We start from the raw sequence: 19,564 nt of genomic DNA on the forward strand, positions 1-19,564 counted from the left end.
CCGGCGTGGCCGCCTATGCTGTCGCGGTGAGCCAAGACCACGACGCGCGCGATCCGATCTTCGCCCTCAGCGACGAGTTCGTCGACGCCTTCGCCGCACAATGTCCTGCCCACGCCACCCTGGCGGGCATCCCGTGCGACGACGGCGCCTGGAACGACTGGAGCCCGAGCGGCGCCGCGTCCTGGGCTTCGACGGCCGCGTCCTTCCAGGAGAGGCTCCGGTCGCTGCCGCCGCCTGGGCGCGGGGCGGAGGCGCGGTGGGGTCGCCTCGCACGCCGTGTGATGGCCGATCACCTGGACGAGCGGCTCGACGATTTCCGCCACGGCGAGCACCTGCGCGACCTCAACAACATCGAGTCGGCATTCCAGCACCTCCGGATGGTCTTCGACCTCATGGACGTGCGCAGCGCCGCCGGCTGGGAGGCCATCGCGTCGCGCCTCGAAGGCCTCCCGCAGGCCTGCGACAGCTACCAGGCGTCGCTCGAGGAGGGGCGCCGGACAGGCCAGGTCGTCGCGCGCCGCCAGGCGCGCGCGGTCATCGAGCAGGCCCGCTATCAGGTGGGCGAGGCGTCGTTCTTCCTCACGTTGCCCGCCGCCTACGAGGCCTCCGGCTGCGCCACGGACGCCGGCCGCGCGCGCCTCGCCGCCGGGGCCGAGCGGGCGCGCGCCGCCTTCGGGGCGCTCGCCGGCTACCTGGAGCAGACGTACCTGCCGAGCGCGCGCGCCGCGGATGCGGTGGGCGAGGAGCGCTACCTGCGCATGGCGCGCCGCTTCCTCGGCGCGAGCATCGATCCGATCGAGACCTACGCCTGGGGGTGGTCCGAGGTGCACGACATTGAGGCCCGGATGGCGCGCCTCGCTGGCGAGATCCTTCCCGGCGCGTCGTTGCCCGAGGTGATCGAGCTGCTCAAGACCGATCCCGCCCGGTGCGCGCACAGCGCCGACGAGTTTCTCCGGATCATGTCCGAGCGCCAGCGGAGGGCGCTCGCCGAGCTCGACGGCGTCCACTTCGACATCCCCGCGCCCATCCGTCACATCGAGGTGAAGCTGGCCCCGCCGGGCGGCGCGCTCGGTGCGTACTACGTGCCCCCGAGCGACGGCTTCAAGCGGCCCGGCACCGTCTGGTACGCCCCTGGCGCGAAGCAGGAGTTCCCGCTCTACGAGGAGATCACCACCGCGTACCACGAGGGATTCCCCGGCCATCACCTGCAGTGCGCGCTTCAGGTGCACCTCGACGACCGGCTGAGCCGGCTCCACCGCTTCCTGGTGACGTGCTCCGGCTACGCCGAGGGGTGGGCGCTCTATGCCGAGCAGCTGATGTACGAGCTCGGCTATTTCGAGCGCCCCGACTACGTGCTCGGGATGCTCTCGGGCAAGCTCACGCGCGCCTACCGCGTCGTCCTCGACATCGGCATGCACCTCGAGCTGCCGATCCCCCGGCACGCCCCGCTCCACGCCGGGGAGCCGTGGCGCTACGAGACCGCGGTCGAGTACCTCCACCGCCGGGCCTTCCTCGCGCCGGAGTACGCGCACAGCGAGGCGACGCGCTATCTCGGCTGGCCGGGGCAGGCGATCTCCTACAAGGTCGGCGAGCGGGTCGTCCTGGAGCTGCGCGAGGCGCTGCGGCGCCGGCAGGGCGAGGCCTTCGATCTGAAGGCGTTTCACGCCAAGGTGATCGGCTCCGGGTCGGTCGGGCTCGACCACCTGCGCGAGCTCGTCCTCGACGACGCGACCTGAGCGCGCCTTGGACGTGGCTCGCCCGCCCGCGTCGCGGCTCGACGCGCGGTCGCGAGCGTGCCAATCGAGGCGGGTGAGCTCTCCCCCCGCGAGCGAGATCCCCGAGGCGCGGCCGAGCGGCTCGGATCTGTGCACCGCGTGCGGTCTGTGCTGCACGGGGCTGCTCTTCGACGTCGCGCCGCTCGAGGAGCAGGAGCTCCCGCTCGCCGAGAAGCTGCGCCTGCCGCTCGCGTGCAACCAGTACCACGACGCCTTCAGGCTGCCGTGCCCCTGTCACCTCGACCGGAGGTGCACCGTCTACGAGACGCGCTTCTCCGTGTGCAGCAGCTACGAGTGCGGCCTGCTCCGGCGCTGCAAGGCCGGCGAGGTGCCGCTCGGCGAGGCGCTGTCCCGCGTCGAGCGCGTGCTCCGCCTGACGGACGCCGTGCGCCGGCGCGTGCCCCCGCTGGATCCTCCGCGCCCGCTCTGGGACGAGGCGCGCGAGCACCTCCGCCGCCGTGACGCCGCGGACGACTCACCGGCGTGGCGGAGCGAGCGGGAGTCGCTCGTCGCCGAGCTCGCCGAGCTCAGGGTCGCCTGCAGGGAAGGGCTGGATCCGTAGCGCTGGCAGCGCTGGAGATGCCGCCAGGACGCGGAGAGCGCGAGACGGTGTTTCCGGAGCTCGCGCTGGTTCGATCCGTAGCTCGTTCTACCGTGCGCCGGGGGATCTCACTTCGTCGCTCTCTCTCGAAGGCGGCGCCCCGACTCCGGTGCTTCGTTCTGGTCGAGCGCGATTCGTCCTCGACTTCGCGCGTCGCACCGCGAGCCGGACGGGCTCGTCCGGGCCTCCCGGTGGCTGACTCCGCGCCGTATATACGGCTGATGGAACCGAAGATCCGCCGGATGACCAACAAGTATTCTGCCATCACCGCAGTGACGAGCTTCGTCACGCAGCCCATTCCCGGCGCAGATGAGCTGATCGTGGTTCCCATCCATTACTACTTTTCCGTGTCGCTGACGCGGGCGCGGGGCGCGCCGCTCCTCGGGGCTCCGTGGCTGCAGGTGAGCAAGATCATCTGGGGCGGAGCTGCCGTGCGGCTCTTCGCCAACTTCACGCTCGGCCTCGTCCCGGTCGCCGGTCTCTTCTCCAACGCGATCACCGCCATCGCCTTGACCGAGCTCCTGGGTCGCTACCTCGACGGCGCGCTCAGCAGCTCGGCGCCTCCTCCCCCGGTTTCCATGAGGACCATCCGAGACGCGGTTCACGGACGGCGCCAGGCGTCGAGAGCTCAGCCTATCTGACCGGCGCTCCGCCGCGTCGTCCGGAGATCTGTCCCCGGTCCGACCCCTGCTCGAGCCGGAGCGCATCGCGGCCCGCGTGCTGCGTGCGCTGCGTCAACCCGCGGCCTCGCCACCGCGCCCCGGCGCGGGCTGCCGCGGTCCGCGCGCGCGGGACGGTCTCTCCTGGCGATCGCCGCCGAGATCGAATAGATCCCCGGCCATGCTCTCCGAGACCCGCGAGAAAGTCCTGGACATCAAAAGGCGCTTTGAGGCGCTAAGGGGGCATCTTTGACGTCCCTAAGCTCGAACGGATGCTCCAGGATCTGACCCAGACGACGCTGTCGCCCGGGTTCTGGAACGATCAGGAAAAAGCCCAAGCCGTCCTCCGCAAGCGCACCCAGGTCGAGTCGAAGCTCGAGCTGGCGCAGAAGCTCGGCCGCGAGATCGAGGATCTCGCGGAGTACCTGGAGCTCGGCGCGGCCGAGGGCGACGAGGGCGTCATCGCCGACGCCGACACGCAGGCCGACGCCATCGCGGCGCGCCTGCGCAAGGTCGAGCTCGATCGCATGCTGTCCGGCCCCGCCGACCGCGGCAACGCCATCGTCAGCATCCACCCGGGCGCGGGCGGCACCGACGCGAAGGACTGGGCATCCATGCTCCTCCGCATGTACCTGCGCTTCTGCGAGCGCCGGGGCTACAAGACGGAGATCATCGACTACCAGGACGGCGACGAGGCCGGCATCGACGCCGTCACCTTCACGGTGACCGGCGACGCCGCCTACGGCTACCTGCGCTCCGAGGCCGGCGTCCACCGTCTGGTGCGGATGAGCCCGTTCAACGCCGATCACACCCGCCAGACCGCGTTCGCCGCCGTCGAGGTCACCCCGGACAGCGACGACGAGATCAACATCCAGGTCAACGAGAAGGACATCGAGATCACGACGATGCGCGCCGGCGGCAAGGGCGGGCAGAACGTGAACAAGGTGGAGACCGCCGTTCGCCTGCGCCACCTCCCGACCGGCCTCAACATCGTGTGCCGCGCCGAGCGCAGCCAGCACCAGAACCGCGCGATGGCGATGAAGGTCCTCAAGGCGAAGCTGTACGAGATGGAGCTCCAGAAGCGGGAGGCCGAGGTCCAGGCCTACAACGCCGGGAAGAGCGCCATCAACTTCGGCAGCCAGATCAGGAACTACGTCCTCGCGCCCTACAGGCTCGTCAAGGACGTCCGCACCTCCATCGACGCCACCGACGTGGACGCTGTCCTCGACGGCGATCTCGATGGCTTCATCGAGGCTTATCTGCTCGCCGCGGCCGGCGGCTCGCTCAAGAAGGGCGGCTCGGTCGCGCAGGACGACGCTCTGTGAGCCAGCAAAAAGACAGACCGAACGACAGGAAGACCGAGCGGTTGGCGAAGGACGCCGCCGAGGCCGCGCGCGCCGAGGAGACGCTGATCGCCACCCGCAAGGCGAAGGCGGCGCGCCTCCGCGCCCGCGGCGAGAACCCGTTCGCCAACGACGTCACGGCGGGCGAGCCGCTCGTCGAGCTCGCGGCCGTCCGCGCCCGCTTCGACGGGGCGCGGCTCGCGGCCGAGCCCAGGCCGGAGGGCGCGGCGCCGGACCGGCCCGCCGGGGACCGCTACGACCCGGCGCGCGTCGAGCCGCACCCGTTCCGCGTCGCGGGCCGGGTCCTCTTCGTGCGCTCGTTCGGCGGCGTCACGTTCGTGCGGCTGCGCGATCGGACCGGCGAGCTCCAGCTCATCTGCGAGCAGGGGAGCCTCGCCGATTTCGAGCGGCTGGAGGAGATCGATCTCGGCGACTTCGTCGAGGCCCACGGCGTCGCGATGGCCACGCAAAAGGGGGAGCTCTCGATCCGCGCAGGGCGCCTCCGGCTGCTCACGAAGGCCTACCGCCCGCTGCCGACCAAGACGAGCTTCAAGGACGTCGAGTCGCGCTACCGCATGCGGTACGTCGACCTCGTGGCCAACCCGCACGTCGCGGGGGTCTTCCGCGCCCGCAGCGCGATCGTCGCCGCGCTGCGCGAGTTCCTCGACGCGCGCGGCTTCCTCGAGGTCGAGACCCCGACGATGCACACGCTCGTCGGCGGCGCGGCGGCGAAGCCGTTCAAGACCCACCACAACGCGCTCGACCTCGAGCTCTTCATGCGCATCGCGCCCGAGCTCTTCCTGAAGCGGCTCGTGGTCGGCGGCTTCGAGCGCGTCTACGAGATCGCGCGCTGCTACCGGAACGAGGGGCTGTCGACGCGGCACAACCCCGAGTTCACGATGCTCGAGTACTACCAGGCGTACGCGACGTACGAGACCCTGATGGACGCGACCGAGGCGATGCTCCGCCACGTCGACGCCCGCCTCGCCGAGCGCCTCCCGGCCGAGCACGCCGCCTGGGCGGCCGGGCGCGCGTTCTCGCTCGATCGCTTCGCGCGCGTCCCCATGGCCGAGGGGATCGCCCGCGCCCTGGCGAAGGCGGGGCTCCCGGCCGACGTCCCGCAGCGCGTCGCCGCGGACGACGCCCCGATCAAGGAGTGGGCGAAGGCCGCGAAGGCGAGCGGGCGCGAGATCGACTGGACGAACTTCCGCTCGGGCGCGAAGAAGTGCGAGTCGCCCGGGGAGCTCGTCTTTTGCGCCTACGAGTACGTGGTCGAGCCGTTCCTCACGAAGGACTACCGCACCGAGGCGGGCGACAAGAGCGTCCCCGTCTTCATCATCGACTATCCCTTCGAGGTCTCCCCGCTCGCGCGCAAGAAGGACAGCGATCCTGCGCTCGTCGATCGCTTCGAGCTCTTCATCGAGGGCCGTGAGCTCTGCAACGCCTTCAGCGAGCTCAACGATCCCGAGGACCAGGACGCGCGCTTCCGCGCGCAGGTCGCCAAGAAGTCGCGGGGCGAGGAGGAGACGATGGATTACGACGCCGACTACGTCCGCGCCCTCGAGCACGGCCTCCCGCCGACGGCGGGCTTCGGCATGGGGATCGATCGCTTGGCGATGCTCCTCACCGGCGCGACGTCGATCCGCGACGTCATCCTGTTCCCCCTCCTCCGCCCCGAGACCGACGCGTGATCGAGCTCTCCAGACCCTTGCAGGTCGCGCTCCTCGCCGCCGTGGCGCTGGGTGTCCTCCTGCTCGTATGGCGCGGCGCCACCCGCTTCGACAAGAAGGGCGAGCAGGAGCCGCGGCGCCCCGTCGTCGCGCGTATCGGGCTCGTGGTCGCGCTCGCGGGCGCCAGCCTGCTCGCGCTCACGCTCATCACGTCCAGCGGGCACTCGAAGGGCCTCGCGTTCGTCGGCGCCTTCTTCTCCAGCAACTCCGAGGGGATCGCGAAGCTCGTCGCCGCGCTGGTCCTGGGGGGCGTCCTCCGGCTGTTCCGGGCCGGAACGGATACGGAGAACGCCAGGTGGCTCTCCGGCAGGAGGGGGTCCAGGGTCCGCGCGGGGCTCAGGGCGCTCGGCGCGACGTCCCTCCTCGCCGCGCTCGCGCTCGTCGTCCTCTGGGGCGCGGTCCTGCCCATCCAGCCGACCTCTAAGTGGATCCTCGGAGGCCTCCTGTCCGGCGTGGGCGTGGGCTATCTGGTCGCCGGGAGCCGCCCTGTCCGCAAGGGGCTGTATCGCGCGCTCGTCTGGTGGTGGGGCGCGCTCGTGGGCGTGACGTTCGGGGTCACCGCGGCGCTCACGTCCAGGATGCCCACGGGGCGGCTCGCGTCGGTCAACGCCGCCGATCAGATCATCCGCTTCACCGCGCTCGTCTCGAGCGTCATCTTCCTGTTCTTCGTGCTCTCGGCGCTCCTGCCGCTCATCCTCGACGCGCTCGAGCGCCGGAGCTTCGTGCCCTACGTGGGCGCGCGCCACGTGCGCGCCTCGAAGAGCGGCTTCCTCACGGTCATCTCGGTCCTGTCGATGGCCGGGGTCGGCGTCAGCTCGTGCGCCCTGTGCTCGGTGACGAGCATCATGGGCGGCTTCGGCGCCGACCTGAAGCGCAAGATCCTCGGCAACAACGCGCACATGGTCGTCGACGTCAGCCGCCCCGGCGGCTTCGGCGACTGGGACGACAAGCTCACCCAGGTGCGCGTCGCGCTCGCGCCCTATGGAGCCGCCGCGACGCCCGTCGTGGCCGGCGAGGCGATGGGCTCCAGCGCCTCGAACACCGCCGGCGCCCTCGTCCGTGGCATCGATCCGGATACCATCGGACAGGTCATCGACCTCGCCAAGAACATCGAGGTCGGCAGCTTCGACTACCTGCGCGACCCCGAGAAGCTGACGAGCCTGCCCCCCGAGGAGATCATCGGCCGGGGCCCGGGCGGAGAGCCGTACTTCAAGGGGCCGGACTTCCGCCAGCCGTCGGACGTCGACCCGTCGGTGCGCGACTACCTGAAGCAGCAGACGCGCATGTACCCGGGCGTCATCATCGGCCGGGAGCTCGCGAAGTCGCTCCACGTGCTCGTCGGGGACGAGGTGACCCTCCTGTCACCCATGGGCGAGCTCGGCCCCACCGGCGTGATGCCGCGCTCCCGCAGGTTCCGCGTCGCGGCGATCTTCTATAGTGGCATGTACGAGTACGACGTCACGCACGCGTACGTCTTGATGGAGGAGGCGCAGAAGTTCTTCAGCCTCGAGGACAAGATCACCCACATCGACATCCGGGTCCCGGATCCCGAGCGGGTGCAGGAGGTCCGACCGGCCGTCGAGGCGGCGATCGCCGCGAGCGCTGCGCTGGACGAGGCGCCGCCGGAGGGCGGCAAGCCGCCGCCGAAGCTCCGCGTCCGCGACTGGATGGAGATGAACAAGAACCTCTTCAGCGCGCTCAAGCTGGAGAAGATCGCGACGTTCATCATCCTGTCCATCGCCATCGCGGTCGCGAGCTTCTGCATCGTGTGCACGCTGCTCCTCATGGTGACGGAGAAGGGCAAGGAGATCGCCGTCCTGAAGGCGCTCGGCGCCTCGGACAACGCGGTGATGCGCGTGTTCATGCTGGAGGGCGTCATCATCGGCGCCATCGGCACCGTCTACGGCGTCGGCACCGCGCTCGCCGCCTGCACGGGCCTGTCCTGGTTCGGCGTCCGGCTCGATCCGGACGTCTATTACATCGACCGGCTGCCCGTGAACGTGAACGGCTCCGACTATGCGATGGTCGCGGCGGCGGCGCTGCTCATCTGCACCATCGCCACCCTCTACCCGGCCCGCGCCGCCTCGAAGCTCTCTCCGGTCGACGGGCTCCGTTACGAGTAATCCCTCCATGTCCACTCCGCTCGTCGTCGTCGAAGATCTCCGCAAGACGTTCGTTCACATGGGGCGCGAGCTCCACGTGCTCTGCGGCATCGATATCGTCATCAACCAGGGCGAGGTCGTGGCGTTCGTGGGCCCCTCCGGGGCGGGCAAGAGCACGTTCCTCCACTGCATCGGCACGCTGGACCTCCCGACGAGCGGCCGCATCCGCCTCGGCAGCGACGAGCTCACCGGCCTCGCGAGCTCGCGGCTCGCGGCGATCCGGAACCGGATGATCGGCTTCGTCTTCCAGTTCCATCACCTGCTCCCCGAGTTCAACGCGGTCGAGAACGTGATGATGCCGGGCCTCATCCAGGGGAAGACCCGCCGCGATATGGAGCCGCTCGCGCGCTCGTTGCTCGCCGAGGTCGGGCTCGCGGAGCGCGCGACGCACCGGCCCGGGGAGCTGTCGGGCGGCGAGCAGCAGCGGGTGGCCCTGGCGCGGGCGCTCGTCCTGTCGCCGAAGCTCCTCCTCGCCGACGAGCCGACCGGGAACCTCGACACCGCGACGAGCGACTCGATCCACCAGCTGTTCTTCGAGATGAACCGCAAGCACGGCACAACGATCGTCGTGGTGACGCACAACCTCAGCTTCGCCGAGTCGATGCCGCGCGTGGTGACCATGCGCGACGGGGCCATCGAGAGCGACCGCATCGGCAGCGAGCGCGCCGCGGCCGCCGGGTACCGCGGCGGCTCAGCCGGATAGGCGCTCGCTCAGGAGCTCGGCTGCGCGCAACGACATGGCCATGATGGTCATCTGCGGGTTCACGCCGAGCGACGAGGGGATCGCGCTCCCGTCGCACACGTAGAGGCCGGCGACGTCGTGCGCCTGGTGGTCCGGCCCGAGGCACGACGACCGCGGATCGACCCCGATACGGCATGTCCCGAGCGGGTGGAACGCGGCCACGTCGAGGTCCCCTGCCTTGATCTGCCGCGCCTTGAGCCGCTCCAGGTCGGCGGGGCCGTTCACCTCGTCGCAGCCGGCGACGAGCGGCAGGACCCGCCGCGCCCCCGCGGCCAGGAACACCTCGCAGAGCGTCTCGATCCCGCGCTGCATCTTCGCGACGTCCTCCTGGTTCATCGTGTAGAGCACGAGCGGCGTACCGCCGAGCCCGGGCCTCACCTCGCCGCGGCTCGTGTCCTTGATCATGAACCCGAAGGTCGCGAGGTGCGGGTATCGCTCCATGAGCTCCGTGTAGCGATGCCCTGTCCAGGGAACGGCCAGCGCCGCGACGTCGAACGGGAGCGAGCCTCCCTCGAACATCAGCCCTTCATCGGCGAAGTGATCGATCTGGTAGCCCTGCGGGATGCCTTGCCACTGGTCGATTCGCTCGTCGAAGAGCGCCATCACCTTCGACGCCGGGTGGATCGACAGGTTCTTCCCCAGCATGCCGCTCGAGAGGCATGCCCCGCTCCGGCGCAGCAGCAGCGGCGTCATCAGCGCGCCGCCGGCCACCACGACGGCCTCCGCCCTGACCACGAGCCGCGGCCTCCGCCGCCTGGCGCCGCTCGGCGCGCGACCGCCGGCCCTCGCGTCGCCGCCGAGCACAGCCGTCGCCCCGCGCGCGCGGCCCGCCACGATGTCGATCGTCCTGACGCGCGCCGCCGTGATGAGCTGCGCGCCCCGCTTCAGCGCCTCGGGCACGTAGCTCACGTCGGTCGAGCGCTTGGCCCCGGTGGGGCAGCCGAAGCAGCAGAGCCCCTGCCCATCGCAGTCCGGCGCGTTGCGCTGGAGCGGCCCGTGCCGGAGGCCGAGCCGCTCCGCGCCGCGCCGGACGATCGGCCCGATCGCCCCGAGGTGCAGCGGATCGGCGGGGGCGACCTGGAGCATGCGCTCGACGCGCTCGTAGTAGGGGGCGAGCCCGTCGGACGAGAACTCCGCCGGCATCCCCATGCCGTCCCGCCACGAAGCGAAGGTGCTCTCCGGAGCCCTGTAGCAGGTGCCGGAGTTGATCACGGTGCTCCCTCCGACGGCGCGCCCCGCGAACACCGGGATGCCCACGTTGCCGATCGCCATGTCGAGCCCGTGGTCGCGGTACATCTCCCGGTACGCCCGCGCGGGCCGCCCGGTGAAGCTCGAGCGGCGGTGGTAGTCGCCCTCCTCGATCATGAGCACCGCGTGTCCTCGCGACGCGAGCTCGTAGGCGGCGGCCGCTCCGCCGGCCCCGGTGCCGATCACGAGCACCTCGCACTCGAGCTCCAGGTCCTCCTCGACCTCGCGCCCGTTCGTCACCTGCGAGAGCCAGCGGGGCGCCTCATCGCGCACCGTGGGCAGCTCGTAGCGGCAGCCGACGTGCTCGAACATCTCGGGCCGGTCGTAGTGGATGAACCTGAGCGGCGTGAGCACGGCGCGGAGCAGCGAGCGCAGCGCCAGCGCCCGGCTCTGCTCGAAGCTGCGGAGCACCTCCATCCGCTCCTCGAGCGGCAGCGCCGACAGCGGCCTGAGCCGCATCGGCACCGGGGCGAGCTCGATGGCCCACAGCGCCGCGCGCAGCCCCTTCGCGAGGTGCGGCGGGATCGAGGAGAGCCAGGCCGCGAGGCGGGTGGCGGTCGCCGCCCCAGCGCCCTCGAGGAAGCGGCCGGCCGGCATCGCCGCCTCGGCGAGCGCGGCGGCGATGCGCAGCTCCCGCTCCGAGAGCGCGGGCCCCTCACCCGCGCCGCCCCCTGTCCGAGGCGCGCTCTCCGCGCCGCCCTCCGCCTGCTGCGCCGCCCCGGCCGAGCGCCCCCTCCGCTCCAGCGCGGGCCAGCGCCTGAAATCGAGGTCCAATCCCAGGGTCATGGTCGTCCGAACCCCTTGCGAAAGTTTCTGTTAATTCTGTAGCAATAGAATCGTCACGATGCAAGGTGGTCCGGTCCGCTCGGTCCTGCGCGTTCCGGACGAAGCGCGCAGGCGTCGCCGATCACGGCATGGGCAGGGCCCAGATCGGCGCGCGGGGCTGAAGCGCGAGGTGGTCCCAGGCGTCCTCGGCGATCGCCAGGCCGCGCTCTCCCTCGTCGCGGAAGTGCGCGGCGACCGCGCGGAAATAGGGGGCGTCCGGGCGCTCGATCGCGACGATGCCCTTCGGGTCCGACGGGCTCGGCGCGAACGGGCGGCCTGCCTTCGCTCGGCGCGTGTCGCTCACGAGCGAGATCTCGTCCATGCGGGCGGTGAAGTGCGGCCCCCCGTCGAACGGGTCGACCCTGTGGGCGTAGCGGAAGCCGATGCGGCGCAGGAGCTTCTCCACCCCCCGGGTCTGCGACCCCACCTTTCCGATCACGCGCTGCGCGTCCTCGGGCAGCAGCGAAGCGTAGATGGTCCCTTCCGGGAAGAGCCCCTTGATGAACTCCTTGTTCTTCTTGGAGAGGAGGTCTGCTTCGGCATAGCTCATGTCGGTGAACTTGCGCCCGAGCGCTTCCCAGAGGTGGCTTGTTCCATCCGGCTCGAGCGGGGGCATCAGCTCCGCGAGGATCTCCTCCTGGAACAGGTCGGGGCGCGCGGCCATGTAGAGGAAGCGAACATACGAGATCATCGTGCCGAGCCGCTCGGGCCCCTGCCGGTAGTCCGGCATGAGCACGAGTCCGCCGATCTCCGTGGGGCCGCTGTACGAGTAGCCGATGCGCAGCACGGTATGATGGAAGTGCTTGTCGATCGTGGCCGAGTACTTCTCTTCGTCGAACACGTCGAAGAAGATGTACGGGATGCCGCGCCGGCCGAGCTGCGCGATGATCATCGAGGTGCCGACGATCATGCCCTTGTCGCCCTTCGTCCGGTCGACGAGCACAAACACGTATTGGCGGAGACGGGGGTCCTGGATCGCCCCGCTGAAGCTCCTGTGGCTCTCGGCGACGATCTCGTGGATTGCGTCACGGTTGTTCGGCAGGTTGACCGAGTTCAGGTGGCGCGCGACATAGAGGAGCTGCTCCTCGTCGCCGGTCACGGCTGCGCGTATTTCAAACGAGATCATCGGGTGAAGCCTACGCGTGGCGCTCGCGCTTCGCCATTGCTCCGGATGCGGCGATCGAGGCCTACAACAGCGGTCGTCGCGCGCCGCGCCGCCTGGCCGCGCCGGTGGGCCGGACAGCGGAGTCGGCCCGGCGGGCTGCGCGCGTCAGCCGAGCTGAGCGCGGAGCGCCTCGTCCATGACGTCGAGCGGCGGCTCCCGCCCCGTGTAGAGCCGGAACTGCTCTGCTGCCTGGTGGAGGAGCATCCTCCCGCCGTGAACGGCGGTGGCCCCGCGCCGCCGCGCTGCCTCCACCAGCTCCGTGATCATCGGTTTGTACACGATGTCCATCACCAGGAGGCCCTCCCGCAACGCCTCTTCCGGGACAGGGCTCCGCGGGTCGACCTCGGCCATGCCGCGCGACGTCGCGTTGACGAGGACGTCGTGGTCGGGCGAGAGCGCCTCCCCGCCGTCCGCGTCGAGCGGCGCGGCCGCGCCGCCGACCGCCGCCGCGAGCTGCCGCGCCTTCTCGAGATCGCGGTTCGCGACCGTGACGCGGGCGCCGCGCTCCGCGAGCCCGAACGCGACCGCGCGCGCCGCCCCGCCCGCGCCGAGGAGCAGCACCCGCGCGCCTTCGAGCGGCGTCACCTCCTCGAGCGCCCGCACCGCGCCGATCCAGTCGGTATTGTAGCCCCGGAGGCGCCCGTCGTCGTTGACGATGGTGTTCACCGCGCCGATCCGCGCGGCGACGGGATCGATCTCGTCCAGCAATGGAATTACCGCCTGCTTGTAGGGCATCGACACACCCAGGCCGCGGATCCCGAGCGCCCGCATCCCGCGCGTCGCGCCTTCAACATCGGTCACCGCAAAAGGGATATAGGTAAATTCGAGCCCCAGCGCGCGGTAGCCGGCGAGGTGCATGGCGGCCCCTGTCGATACCGGATGACGCGACATTGATCCGCAGAGTGTGACGCGGCCCAGCTCCTGGGAGAACGATGCAGTCGACGAAGTACAGCCGTGCATGCAGCGAAGCTGGCCTGTCTCCGGCGCGGATGCTAGCCCCGCCAGCGATGAGCGAACCCAGCTCCCCCGGGCCGGCGGCGGAGGCTGCGACAGCGTGCCTCCAGCCCGTCAAGGCCGGCCTGATCGTGCCCCGATCCGATCGCGCGTTCGCGCGGCGCGCCTACCGGACGGTCGCGCCGCTCGCCCGGAGCCTCTTCAAGGTCCTCGCGGCCCTCGTGATCCTCACGCTGGGTCGCTCGACCCTCGCGGACCAGTACCATGTGCCCACCGGCTCGATGTGGCCGACGATCGCCCCGGGCGATCGCATCCTCGTCGACAAGGTCGCCTACGGGGTTCGTGTTCCGCTCACGGATCGCTACCTGTTCGAGCGCAGCGGGCCGAGCGCCGGCGACGTGGTGCTCTTCGCGGATCCGCGCGGCGGCTCCACCCTCCTCGTCAAGCGCGTGATCGCGCTCCCTGGGCAGACGGTGATGCTCCGGCGAGGCTTGCTGTACGTCGACGGCGCGGCGCAGGCGATCGAGCAGCTCGGGGACGGCACGCGGGTGGAGCACCTCGGATCGGTCACGCACGCGGCGGGCGAGCCCGACCTCGCCGCGTTCGGGCCGGTCGTCGTGCCTCCGGACCACCTCTTCGTGATGGGCGACAACCGCGCCGCCTCGCTCGACAGCCGGGCGATGGGGGCGGTGCCGAGGGAGCTCGTCCGCGGCCGCGTGCTCAGCGTCGTCTATCACCACGACGCCGAGGGCTTCGACCTGTCCCGCGCCCTGCTGAGCGTCGACTGAGCGTCGACTGAGCGTCGACCGAGCGCCGCGGACCTACGCTTCGCCGCTCGTCATCATCGCCCTGATCTCGTCGCCGCTCAGGGTCTCGACCTCGTACAGCCTCGCGGCGATGCGCTCGAGCGTCGCGCGGCGCCCCTGGATCATCGCGCGCGCCCGCGCCTCCGCGTCCGCGAGGATCCGCGCGACCTCCGCGTCGATCTCGCGCGCGGTCGCGTCGCTGCACTCCCGCCCCGCGCCCGGTGCGGGCGCGCCCCGCGGCTCGCCCAGGAACGACAGCGGCCGGCGCGGCTCCAGCGCCGAGAGCCCCACCCCCTGGCCCATCCCGAGCTCGCGCACCATGCGGCGCGCGAGCTCCGTCGCGTTGAGCAGGTCGTCCTGCGCGCCGGTCGACAGGTCCCCGACGGCCTCCGCCTCGGCGGCGCGCCCGCCGAGCAGCACGACGAGCCGGTCGAGGATCTCCTGCCGGCTCCACAGGTAACGGTCCTCGCGCGGCTGCTGCATCGTGTACCCGAGCGCCCCCGCCCCGCGCGGCACGATCGACACCTTGCGCACCGGGTCCTGCGTCGGCAGCAGCGTGGCGGTCAGCGCGTGCCCCACCTCGTGGTAGGCGACCACGAGCTTCTCGCGCGCTCCGAGCCGCCGGCCCCGCCGCTCGATCCCCGCGATCCCGCGCTCGATCGCGGCCTCCATGTCGCTCTGCCTCACCGCGGCCGCCCTGCGCCGCGCCGCGAGCAGCGCCGCCTCGTTGACGATGTTCGCCAGGTCGGCCCCGACGAGCCCCGCGGTCTGCGCGGCCACGGCGTCGAGGTCCACGTCCGCATCGAGCACCACCTTCTTCCCGTGCACCGCGAGGATCTCCCTCCGCTCGGCGAGGTCGGGCCTGTCGACGTGCACCCGGCGGTCGAACCGCCCCGCCCTGAGGAGCGCCGGATCGAGGATCTCGGGGCGGTTCGTCGCGGCGAGCACGATCATCGCCGTGCGCGCGTCGAACCCGTCCATCTCGGTCAGGAGCTGGTTGAGCGTCTGCTCGCGCTCGTCATGGCCGCCGACGGAGCCGCCGATGCCGCGGGCCTTGCCGACCGCGTCGAGCTCGTCGATGAACACGAGGCAGGTCCCCTTCTCGCGCGCCTGGGAGAAGAGGTCGCGCACGCGCGCGGCGCCGACGCCGACGAACATCTCCACGAACTCCGACCCGCACGCGCTGAAGAAGGGGACGCTCGCCTCTCCCGCGATCGCCCGCGCCAGCAGCGTCTTGCCCGTGCCGGGCGGCCCCACCAGGAGCACCCCCCTGGGCATCCGGCCGCCGAGCTTCTCGTAGCGCTCGGGCGCCTTGAGGAAGTCGACGATCTCGCCGAGCTCGGCCTTCGCCTCGGCGCTGCCCGCGACGTCGCGGAACGTCGCCGTCGCCCCCCGCTCCTCGTAGAGCCGCGCCTTGTTCTTGCCGAACGCTGTCGCGGCGCTCGACACGTTCCCTGCCGCCGTCGCCCGCCGCGACGCGAGGTGGACCATCGCGACCAGCGCGGCGAGCGGCAGCGCCAGCCAGAGGTACGGCAGCAGCCCCCGCTCGTCCGCGACGCGCGTGTACGGGATTCCTCGCCGGTCGAGGTCGGCGAGCAGATCCTTCTCGGTCGGCTCGATGCGCCCCGTGCGGTAGCTCCGCGGCGCGCTCGCGCTCAGTCCGGGCACCGTTCGCCCGATGTACACGCCGTCCCGGATCTCGACCGCGGCGAGCTCTCCGCTCTCCGCGAGCGAGCGGAAGCGCGCGTAAGGAATGCGGCTGTCGGACGCCGCCACCACCTGAAGCAGCAGCGCCGAGCCGAGCACCATGACGAGAACAATCCAGATCGACCGCATGGCTCGCCTCCGCGCGGACAGGGGACGTTGCCCGCAGGCACGGCCCGTCGCCACGGTGCGCCCTGCACGGAGCCTGCCAAGGCGGCCAGTGGACCGTCGGAGGCAAGCCGTGGGAGGGCTCGATCCATGAGCCGCGCCGAGCGCGCCCGGCGCGGCATGGACGCACGGCGCGAACCGATCAACCCTGGTCGCATGGGGAGAGCTCTTTTCTTGATCACGGGTCCGTTGACGATGCTGCTGTTCGGGTGCGGCGGGGCTCCGCCACCTCCGGCCGAGCAGCCCGAGCCCGCGCGGCCGGAGGAGCCCGCGCCGGGCGCCGAGCCTACGCCGGAGGCCGCCCTGGGCGTCGAGGCGCCGGAGGCGGAGCCCGCTGCGACGACGCCGTCCGCGGCGCCGGCGGCGCCGCGGCGCGACGACTCGGTGCCCGACGACTATGCGCTCATGCATGGCGACTGCGTGGATCTCGGCAAGCAGCTCACGGCGCTCACGCGCACGGAGCAGGTCGCGGCGCTGAGCGCCAAGCTGACGCCGGAGCAGCGGGGCGAGACCGAGAAGAAGATCGACGCGGTCGCGGCCACCCTCGGGGAGCAGTATGCGCAGGCGTGCGAGCAGAACGTCGGCAAGCACGTCGATCCGAGGTCCCTCAAGTGCGCGTTCGACGCGCGGAGCGTCAGGGCGTTCGAGGCCTGCCTCAACGCGCCGCCGCCGGCCAAGTGACGCCTCCGCGGCGCGCGCCGGATGACGGCGCGCTCGATGCAGATATAATGTGGCCCCGCATGGACGCTTCGCTCCTCGACGACCCCTGGATCGCCGCTCAGGTCGACGCCGCCGTGGCGCCTTACGTGGGTCGCCTGCCGGCGCAAGAGGTCGCGTGGATGCGCGAGCAGCTCGCGGAGGTCTTGCTGCACGACGAGGAGGCGATCCGCCTCCTCCGGCGCGCGCAACCGCGCGAGGTCGACGAGAGCGGCGAGCGGGCTTTCGGGGTGCTCGGCGCAGCGGGGCGCGCCAAGGCGGGTTAGCGGTGCGCACTGCGGAAGACCGGCTGCTCGCCGAGGGACTCGACCTGCTCCGGCTGGTCGCGAAGCGCATCGCGCGCCGTCTGGGCCGCCGCATCCCGGTCGAGGACCTCGTCGCGCTCGGGCACCCGGCGCTGCTCGATGTGGTGCGGACGCACGATCCGAGCCGATCCACGTTCGAGGCGTACGCCAAGAGGAAGATCCGCTGGGCGATCTTCGACGGCATCCGGCGGGAGACGCGCTGGCGATCCGCGGCCGCGCGGGCCAGCGCGCTCGCTGCGTCGGCGCGGTTCGCGGAGGGGCGCGGCGCGGACGACGACGCGCCTGCCACGCAGGAGGCCTACGCCGCGCGGCTCGGCGGCCTGCTCGCCGGGCACGCGGCCGCGATGGCGCTCGGCCTGCTCTCGGCCCAGGGCGACGTCGCCGCGGTCCCGGACGCCGCCGACAGCCCCGAGGAGCGCGCCTCGCGCGCCGAGCTCGCGCAGGCCGTGCGGCACGCCGTGCGCGAGCTCCCCGAGCGCGAGCGCGCCCTCGTCGAGCGCCACTACTTCGACGACGAGCGCTTCGATCAGATCGCGCAGGATCTCGGGATCAGCAAGAGCTGGGCGAGCCGCCTGCACACTCAGGCCATCGAGCGGCTGGGCGAGCTGCTCCGCACCCTGCGCTGACGCGCGCCGAGGCGCGGGCGCGTCGTGTCCCTATCGACGGACCGCCGTCAGCGCTGCCGGCTGTTGACCGAGCGGAGATACGGGGCCCGCTCGTCGTCGCTGACCGGCTCGTTGCTGATCACGCGGTGGTCGCGCGGCATGAAGTTCACGAGCCGGACCATCATGTGGTCCATCGCGACGGTCAGCTGCCCTTTGCGGCGGAGCTCCGCGGCCTCCTGGAAGGTCTGCACCTTGGGATCGTAGGCGATCATGTGCAGGTCTCGCCCGAACGGCTCGGGCAGGTCTTCCACCTCGACGATCTTGTAAATGCGGATCCCTCCGACCTTCTCGGTGGCCGCGACCACGGCGCCGACGACCAGATCCTTGCCTGTCGGATCGGAGGTCTCGGGGACGGGGGGAGTGCGGTTACAGGCCGGTGCGAGCGTCAGGGTGCCGGCGCACACGGCGGCGGCGAGTGCGATCGACCTCATGGGCGCTGAATAACATCGATGCGACCCGGCGCAAGCGCCTACTGCGCGCGACGCGGGGGAACGCGGCGCGCCGCGAGGTCGACCGCCGCCGCGTGGCAGCGCCGTGGTAGACGCGCCGTCGAGACACCGGTCGGGAGCGATCCCTGGAGGAATGCGATCATGCGACTCGAGGACACGAGGTTTGTCGTCACAGGCGCCGCCCAGGGGCTGGGTCGTCACTATGCGCTGCGGCTCGCGGAGCTCGGGGGCCAGGTCGCCGCGGGCGACGTGAACGAGGAGGGGCTCGCGTCGCTGGTCGAGGCGAGCCAGGGGCTCCCCGGGAAGGTCCACGCGCGGCCCTTCAACGTGGCGGTGGAGGCGGAGGTCGAGGCGTTCGTCCGCTTCGCGCACGGGGCGATGGGCGGCCTGAACGGCCTCGTGAACAACGCCGGCATCCTGCGGGACGGCCTCCTGGTCAAGAAGGACCGCCAGACGGGCGCGGTCGTCAAGCTGAGCGCGGCGCAGTGGCAGGCCGTCATCGACGTCAACCTGACGGGCGCCACGCTCATGGTCCGCGAGGTCGTCGCGAAGATGGTCGAGACCGAGCAGAAGGGCGTCATCGTCAACATCAGCTCCATCGCGCGCCACGGCAACCGCGGCCAGTCGAACTACACCGCCGCGAAGAGCGCGCTCGCGGCGAACACGAAGACGTGGGCGCTCGAGTTCGCGCCGTTCGGCATCCGCGTCGGCGCGGTCGCGCCCGGCATGATCGAGACGCCCATGACGCAGGGCATGCACCAGAAGGCGCGCGACGCCCTGGTCGCCATGATCCCGGTCGGCCGCATCGGCGTGCCCGAGGACATCTGGCAGGCCGTGCGCTTCGTGATCGAGTGCGAGTACTTCAACGGCCGCTGCATCGACGTCGACGGCGGCCTCACGATGTGACGCCGCCGTCGCGGCGGCGTCCCTGCGTACCCACCGCGTCCCTGCGTACACCCACCGCGTCCCGGCCGTCCTGCCGCGTCCCGGCCGTCCTGCCGCGTCCCGGCCGTCCTGCCGCGTCCCATGCCGTCCTGCCGCGTCCCATGCCGTCCTGCCGCGTCCCTGCGTTCTCGCCCCGCCCCGGACCACGAGCCACCCCGGAGATCCGCCCACGAAACATTCTCGCTTGACGCGTCGATGTTGAAAGCTATGTTCAATATCAATCTACCCGTTAACGGAGCCGGGGGTCTGCATGTACGTCTGCCTCTGCATGGGCGTCTGTGATCGAGAGATTCGCGAAGCGATGAACGAGGGGGCTTGTTCCGTGGCAGAGGTGATGGAGTGCACGGGCGCCGGTACGCGGTGCGGCTCCTGCCAGCCGACGATCGCCAAGCTCATCGGCGATGATGAGGGCGCCTCCCCGCCCGTCACCGCGCCGCGCCGCCTGGCGATGGCGCCGGCCTCCAGCGCCGCCTGATTCTCTGGATCGCGCCGCTGCGCTCCGATTTCCTGGGGCCGGCGGGGGCTGCCGCCTGTTTTCTTAGAAATTTCTTGCGCAATTCCGCTGAGCTTGCGCATTTGACCTGGGCGCTGGCGCTCCAGC

18 protein-coding genes are annotated in these 19,564 nt (G+C 71.3%); 13 read left to right on the forward strand and 5 right to left on the reverse strand.

What is annotated here, in order from left to right:
- Positions 1-26: 26 nt before the first annotated feature.
- The 7 genes from WMF28_RS07905 to WMF28_RS07935 all read left to right on the forward strand — a co-directional run bounded on the left by WMF28_RS07905 (position 27) and on the right by WMF28_RS07935 (position 8,973).
- Entirely contained in the window at positions 27-1,736 is a 1,710-nt protein-coding gene (locus WMF28_RS07905; protein ID WP_437601492.1) for a DUF885 domain-containing protein, read from the forward strand.
- Between the two features lie 73 nt (positions 1,737-1,809).
- The gene (locus tag WMF28_RS07910; RefSeq protein WP_437601493.1) at positions 1,810-2,337 is read left to right on the forward strand and encodes a hypothetical protein; all 528 of its coding nucleotides are present in this window, start codon (positions 1,810-1,812) and stop codon (positions 2,335-2,337) included.
- Positions 2,338-2,597: 260 nt separating this feature from the next.
- Positions 2,598-3,017 carry a hypothetical protein gene (locus WMF28_RS07915; RefSeq protein ID WP_437601494.1) on the forward strand — a complete coding sequence of 140 codons (420 nt, stop codon included), beginning with the start codon at positions 2,598-2,600 and terminating at the stop codon, positions 3,015-3,017.
- Positions 3,018-3,216: 199 nt separating this feature from the next.
- Positions 3,217-4,360 (forward strand): peptide chain release factor 2 gene (gene prfB / locus WMF28_RS07920; protein ID WP_437601495.1). Its coding sequence is split into 2 segments (ribosomal slippage): positions 3,217-3,285 and positions 3,287-4,360, totalling 1,143 coding nucleotides; the frame shifts between segments, so codons are not numbered across the junction.
- Positions 4,357-6,069 carry a lysine--tRNA ligase gene (gene lysS / locus WMF28_RS07925; RefSeq protein WP_437601496.1) on the forward strand — a complete coding sequence of 571 codons (1,713 nt, stop codon included), beginning with the start codon at positions 4,357-4,359 and terminating at the stop codon, positions 6,067-6,069. The genes prfB and lysS overlap by 4 nt, the downstream gene beginning before the upstream one ends.
- Positions 6,066-8,231, forward strand: coding sequence for an FtsX-like permease family protein (locus tag WMF28_RS07930; protein WP_437601497.1), 2,166 nt, complete (start codon positions 6,066-6,068; stop codon positions 8,229-8,231). Before lysS ends, WMF28_RS07930 begins: the two co-directional genes overlap by 4 nt.
- A gap of 7 nt (positions 8,232-8,238) precedes the next feature.
- Positions 8,239-8,973, forward strand: a complete 735-nt coding sequence (locus tag WMF28_RS07935) for an ABC transporter ATP-binding protein (protein WP_437601498.1) — start codon at positions 8,239-8,241, stop codon at positions 8,971-8,973.
- On the opposite strand, the gene WMF28_RS07940 is transcribed toward WMF28_RS07935, so the two are convergent.
- The 3 genes from WMF28_RS07940 to WMF28_RS07950 form a co-directional block, all read right to left on the reverse strand.
- Positions 8,962-11,046 (reverse strand): FAD-dependent oxidoreductase, encoded by a 2,085-nt coding sequence (locus WMF28_RS07940; RefSeq protein WP_437601499.1) that lies wholly within the window; start codon positions 11,044-11,046, stop codon positions 8,962-8,964. The two genes, WMF28_RS07935 and WMF28_RS07940, sit on opposite strands and share 12 nt — an antisense overlap.
- 121 nt (positions 11,047-11,167) lie before the next feature.
- Positions 11,168-12,211 carry an arginine N-succinyltransferase gene (locus WMF28_RS07945; protein ID WP_437601500.1) on the reverse strand — a complete coding sequence of 348 codons (1,044 nt, stop codon included), beginning with the start codon at positions 12,209-12,211 and terminating at the stop codon, positions 11,168-11,170.
- 144 nt (positions 12,212-12,355) lie between these two features.
- Positions 12,356-13,210 (reverse strand): shikimate dehydrogenase, encoded by an 855-nt coding sequence (locus WMF28_RS07950; RefSeq protein ID WP_437601501.1) that lies wholly within the window; start codon positions 13,208-13,210, stop codon positions 12,356-12,358.
- Positions 13,211-13,257: 47 nt separating this feature from the next.
- On the opposite strand from WMF28_RS07950, the gene lepB reads away from it, so the two are divergent.
- Complete coding sequence (lepB, locus tag WMF28_RS07955; RefSeq protein WP_437601502.1) at positions 13,258-13,992, forward strand: signal peptidase I; 735 nt, start codon at positions 13,258-13,260, stop codon at positions 13,990-13,992.
- Between the two features lie 33 nt (positions 13,993-14,025).
- Here the strand turns inward: lepB and ftsH are convergent, their stop codons facing one another.
- Positions 14,026-15,846 (reverse strand): ATP-dependent zinc metalloprotease FtsH, encoded by a 1,821-nt coding sequence (gene ftsH, locus WMF28_RS07960; RefSeq protein ID WP_437601503.1) that lies wholly within the window; start codon positions 15,844-15,846, stop codon positions 14,026-14,028.
- 210 nt (positions 15,847-16,056) lie between these two features.
- Here ftsH and WMF28_RS07965 point away from each other — a divergent pair, with 210 nt between their 5' ends.
- From WMF28_RS07965 to WMF28_RS07975, 3 genes are read left to right on the forward strand one after another with little or no spacing between them, the layout of a single operon-like run.
- Positions 16,057-16,563 carry a hypothetical protein gene (locus tag WMF28_RS07965; RefSeq protein ID WP_437601504.1) on the forward strand — a complete coding sequence of 169 codons (507 nt, stop codon included), beginning with the start codon at positions 16,057-16,059 and terminating at the stop codon, positions 16,561-16,563.
- A gap of 59 nt (positions 16,564-16,622) precedes the next feature.
- Positions 16,623-16,865 carry a hypothetical protein gene (locus WMF28_RS07970; protein ID WP_437601505.1) on the forward strand — a complete coding sequence of 81 codons (243 nt, stop codon included), beginning with the start codon at positions 16,623-16,625 and terminating at the stop codon, positions 16,863-16,865.
- Positions 16,866-16,867: 2 nt separating this feature from the next.
- Positions 16,868-17,530 carry a sigma-70 family RNA polymerase sigma factor gene (locus WMF28_RS07975; RefSeq protein ID WP_437601506.1) on the forward strand — a complete coding sequence of 221 codons (663 nt, stop codon included), beginning with the start codon at positions 16,868-16,870 and terminating at the stop codon, positions 17,528-17,530.
- Positions 17,531-17,577: 47 nt separating this feature from the next.
- On the opposite strand, the gene WMF28_RS07980 is transcribed toward WMF28_RS07975, so the two are convergent.
- On the reverse strand, positions 17,578-18,000 hold the full coding sequence (locus WMF28_RS07980) for a hypothetical protein (protein ID WP_437601507.1): 423 nt from the start codon (positions 17,998-18,000) through the stop codon (positions 17,578-17,580).
- 159 nt (positions 18,001-18,159) lie between these two features.
- Between WMF28_RS07980 and WMF28_RS07985 the strand changes: the two genes are divergently transcribed.
- Both WMF28_RS07985 and WMF28_RS07990 read left to right on the forward strand, forming a co-directional pair.
- A complete protein-coding gene (locus WMF28_RS07985; protein ID WP_437601508.1) occupies positions 18,160-18,924 on the forward strand; it encodes an SDR family oxidoreductase in 765 nt (254 codons plus the stop codon).
- A gap of 289 nt (positions 18,925-19,213) precedes the next feature.
- Positions 19,214-19,438, forward strand: coding sequence for a (2Fe-2S)-binding protein (locus WMF28_RS07990; protein WP_437601509.1), 225 nt, complete (start codon positions 19,214-19,216; stop codon positions 19,436-19,438).
- Positions 19,439-19,564 lie beyond the last annotated feature (126 nt).

The sequence above is a fragment of the Sorangium sp. So ce590 genome, from assembly GCF_051521365.1.
Lineage (GTDB): Bacteria > Myxococcota_A > Polyangia > Polyangiales > Polyangiaceae > Sorangium.

What these genes read in the sequence shown, in the direction of transcription:
- ftsH (WP_437601503.1), bottom strand. Translation starts at nt 15,846, where the DNA reads ATGCGGTCGATCTGGATTGTTCTCGTCATGGTGCTCGGCTCGGCGCTG.
- WMF28_RS07940 (WP_437601499.1), bottom strand. Translation starts at nt 11,046, where the DNA reads ATGACCCTGGGATTGGACCTCGATTTCAGGCGCTGGCCCGCGCTGGAG.
- WMF28_RS07950 (WP_437601501.1), bottom strand. Translation starts at nt 13,210, where the DNA reads ATGCACGGCTGTACTTCGTCGACTGCATCGTTCTCCCAGGAGCTGGGC.
- WMF28_RS07970 (WP_437601505.1), top strand. Translation starts at nt 16,623, where the DNA reads ATGGACGCTTCGCTCCTCGACGACCCCTGGATCGCCGCTCAGGTCGAC.
- WMF28_RS07915 (WP_437601494.1), top strand. Translation starts at nt 2,598, where the DNA reads ATGGAACCGAAGATCCGCCGGATGACCAACAAGTATTCTGCCATCACC.
- WMF28_RS07945 (WP_437601500.1), bottom strand. Translation starts at nt 12,211, where the DNA reads ATGATCTCGTTTGAAATACGCGCAGCCGTGACCGGCGACGAGGAGCAG.
- WMF28_RS07935 (WP_437601498.1), top strand. Translation starts at nt 8,239, where the DNA reads ATGTCCACTCCGCTCGTCGTCGTCGAAGATCTCCGCAAGACGTTCGTT.
- WMF28_RS07990 (WP_437601509.1), top strand. Translation starts at nt 19,214, where the DNA reads ATGTACGTCTGCCTCTGCATGGGCGTCTGTGATCGAGAGATTCGCGAA.
- WMF28_RS07985 (WP_437601508.1), top strand. Translation starts at nt 18,160, where the DNA reads ATGCGACTCGAGGACACGAGGTTTGTCGTCACAGGCGCCGCCCAGGGG.
- lepB (WP_437601502.1), top strand. Translation starts at nt 13,258, where the DNA reads ATGAGCGAACCCAGCTCCCCCGGGCCGGCGGCGGAGGCTGCGACAGCG.
- WMF28_RS07980 (WP_437601507.1), bottom strand. Translation starts at nt 18,000, where the DNA reads ATGAGGTCGATCGCACTCGCCGCCGCCGTGTGCGCCGGCACCCTGACG.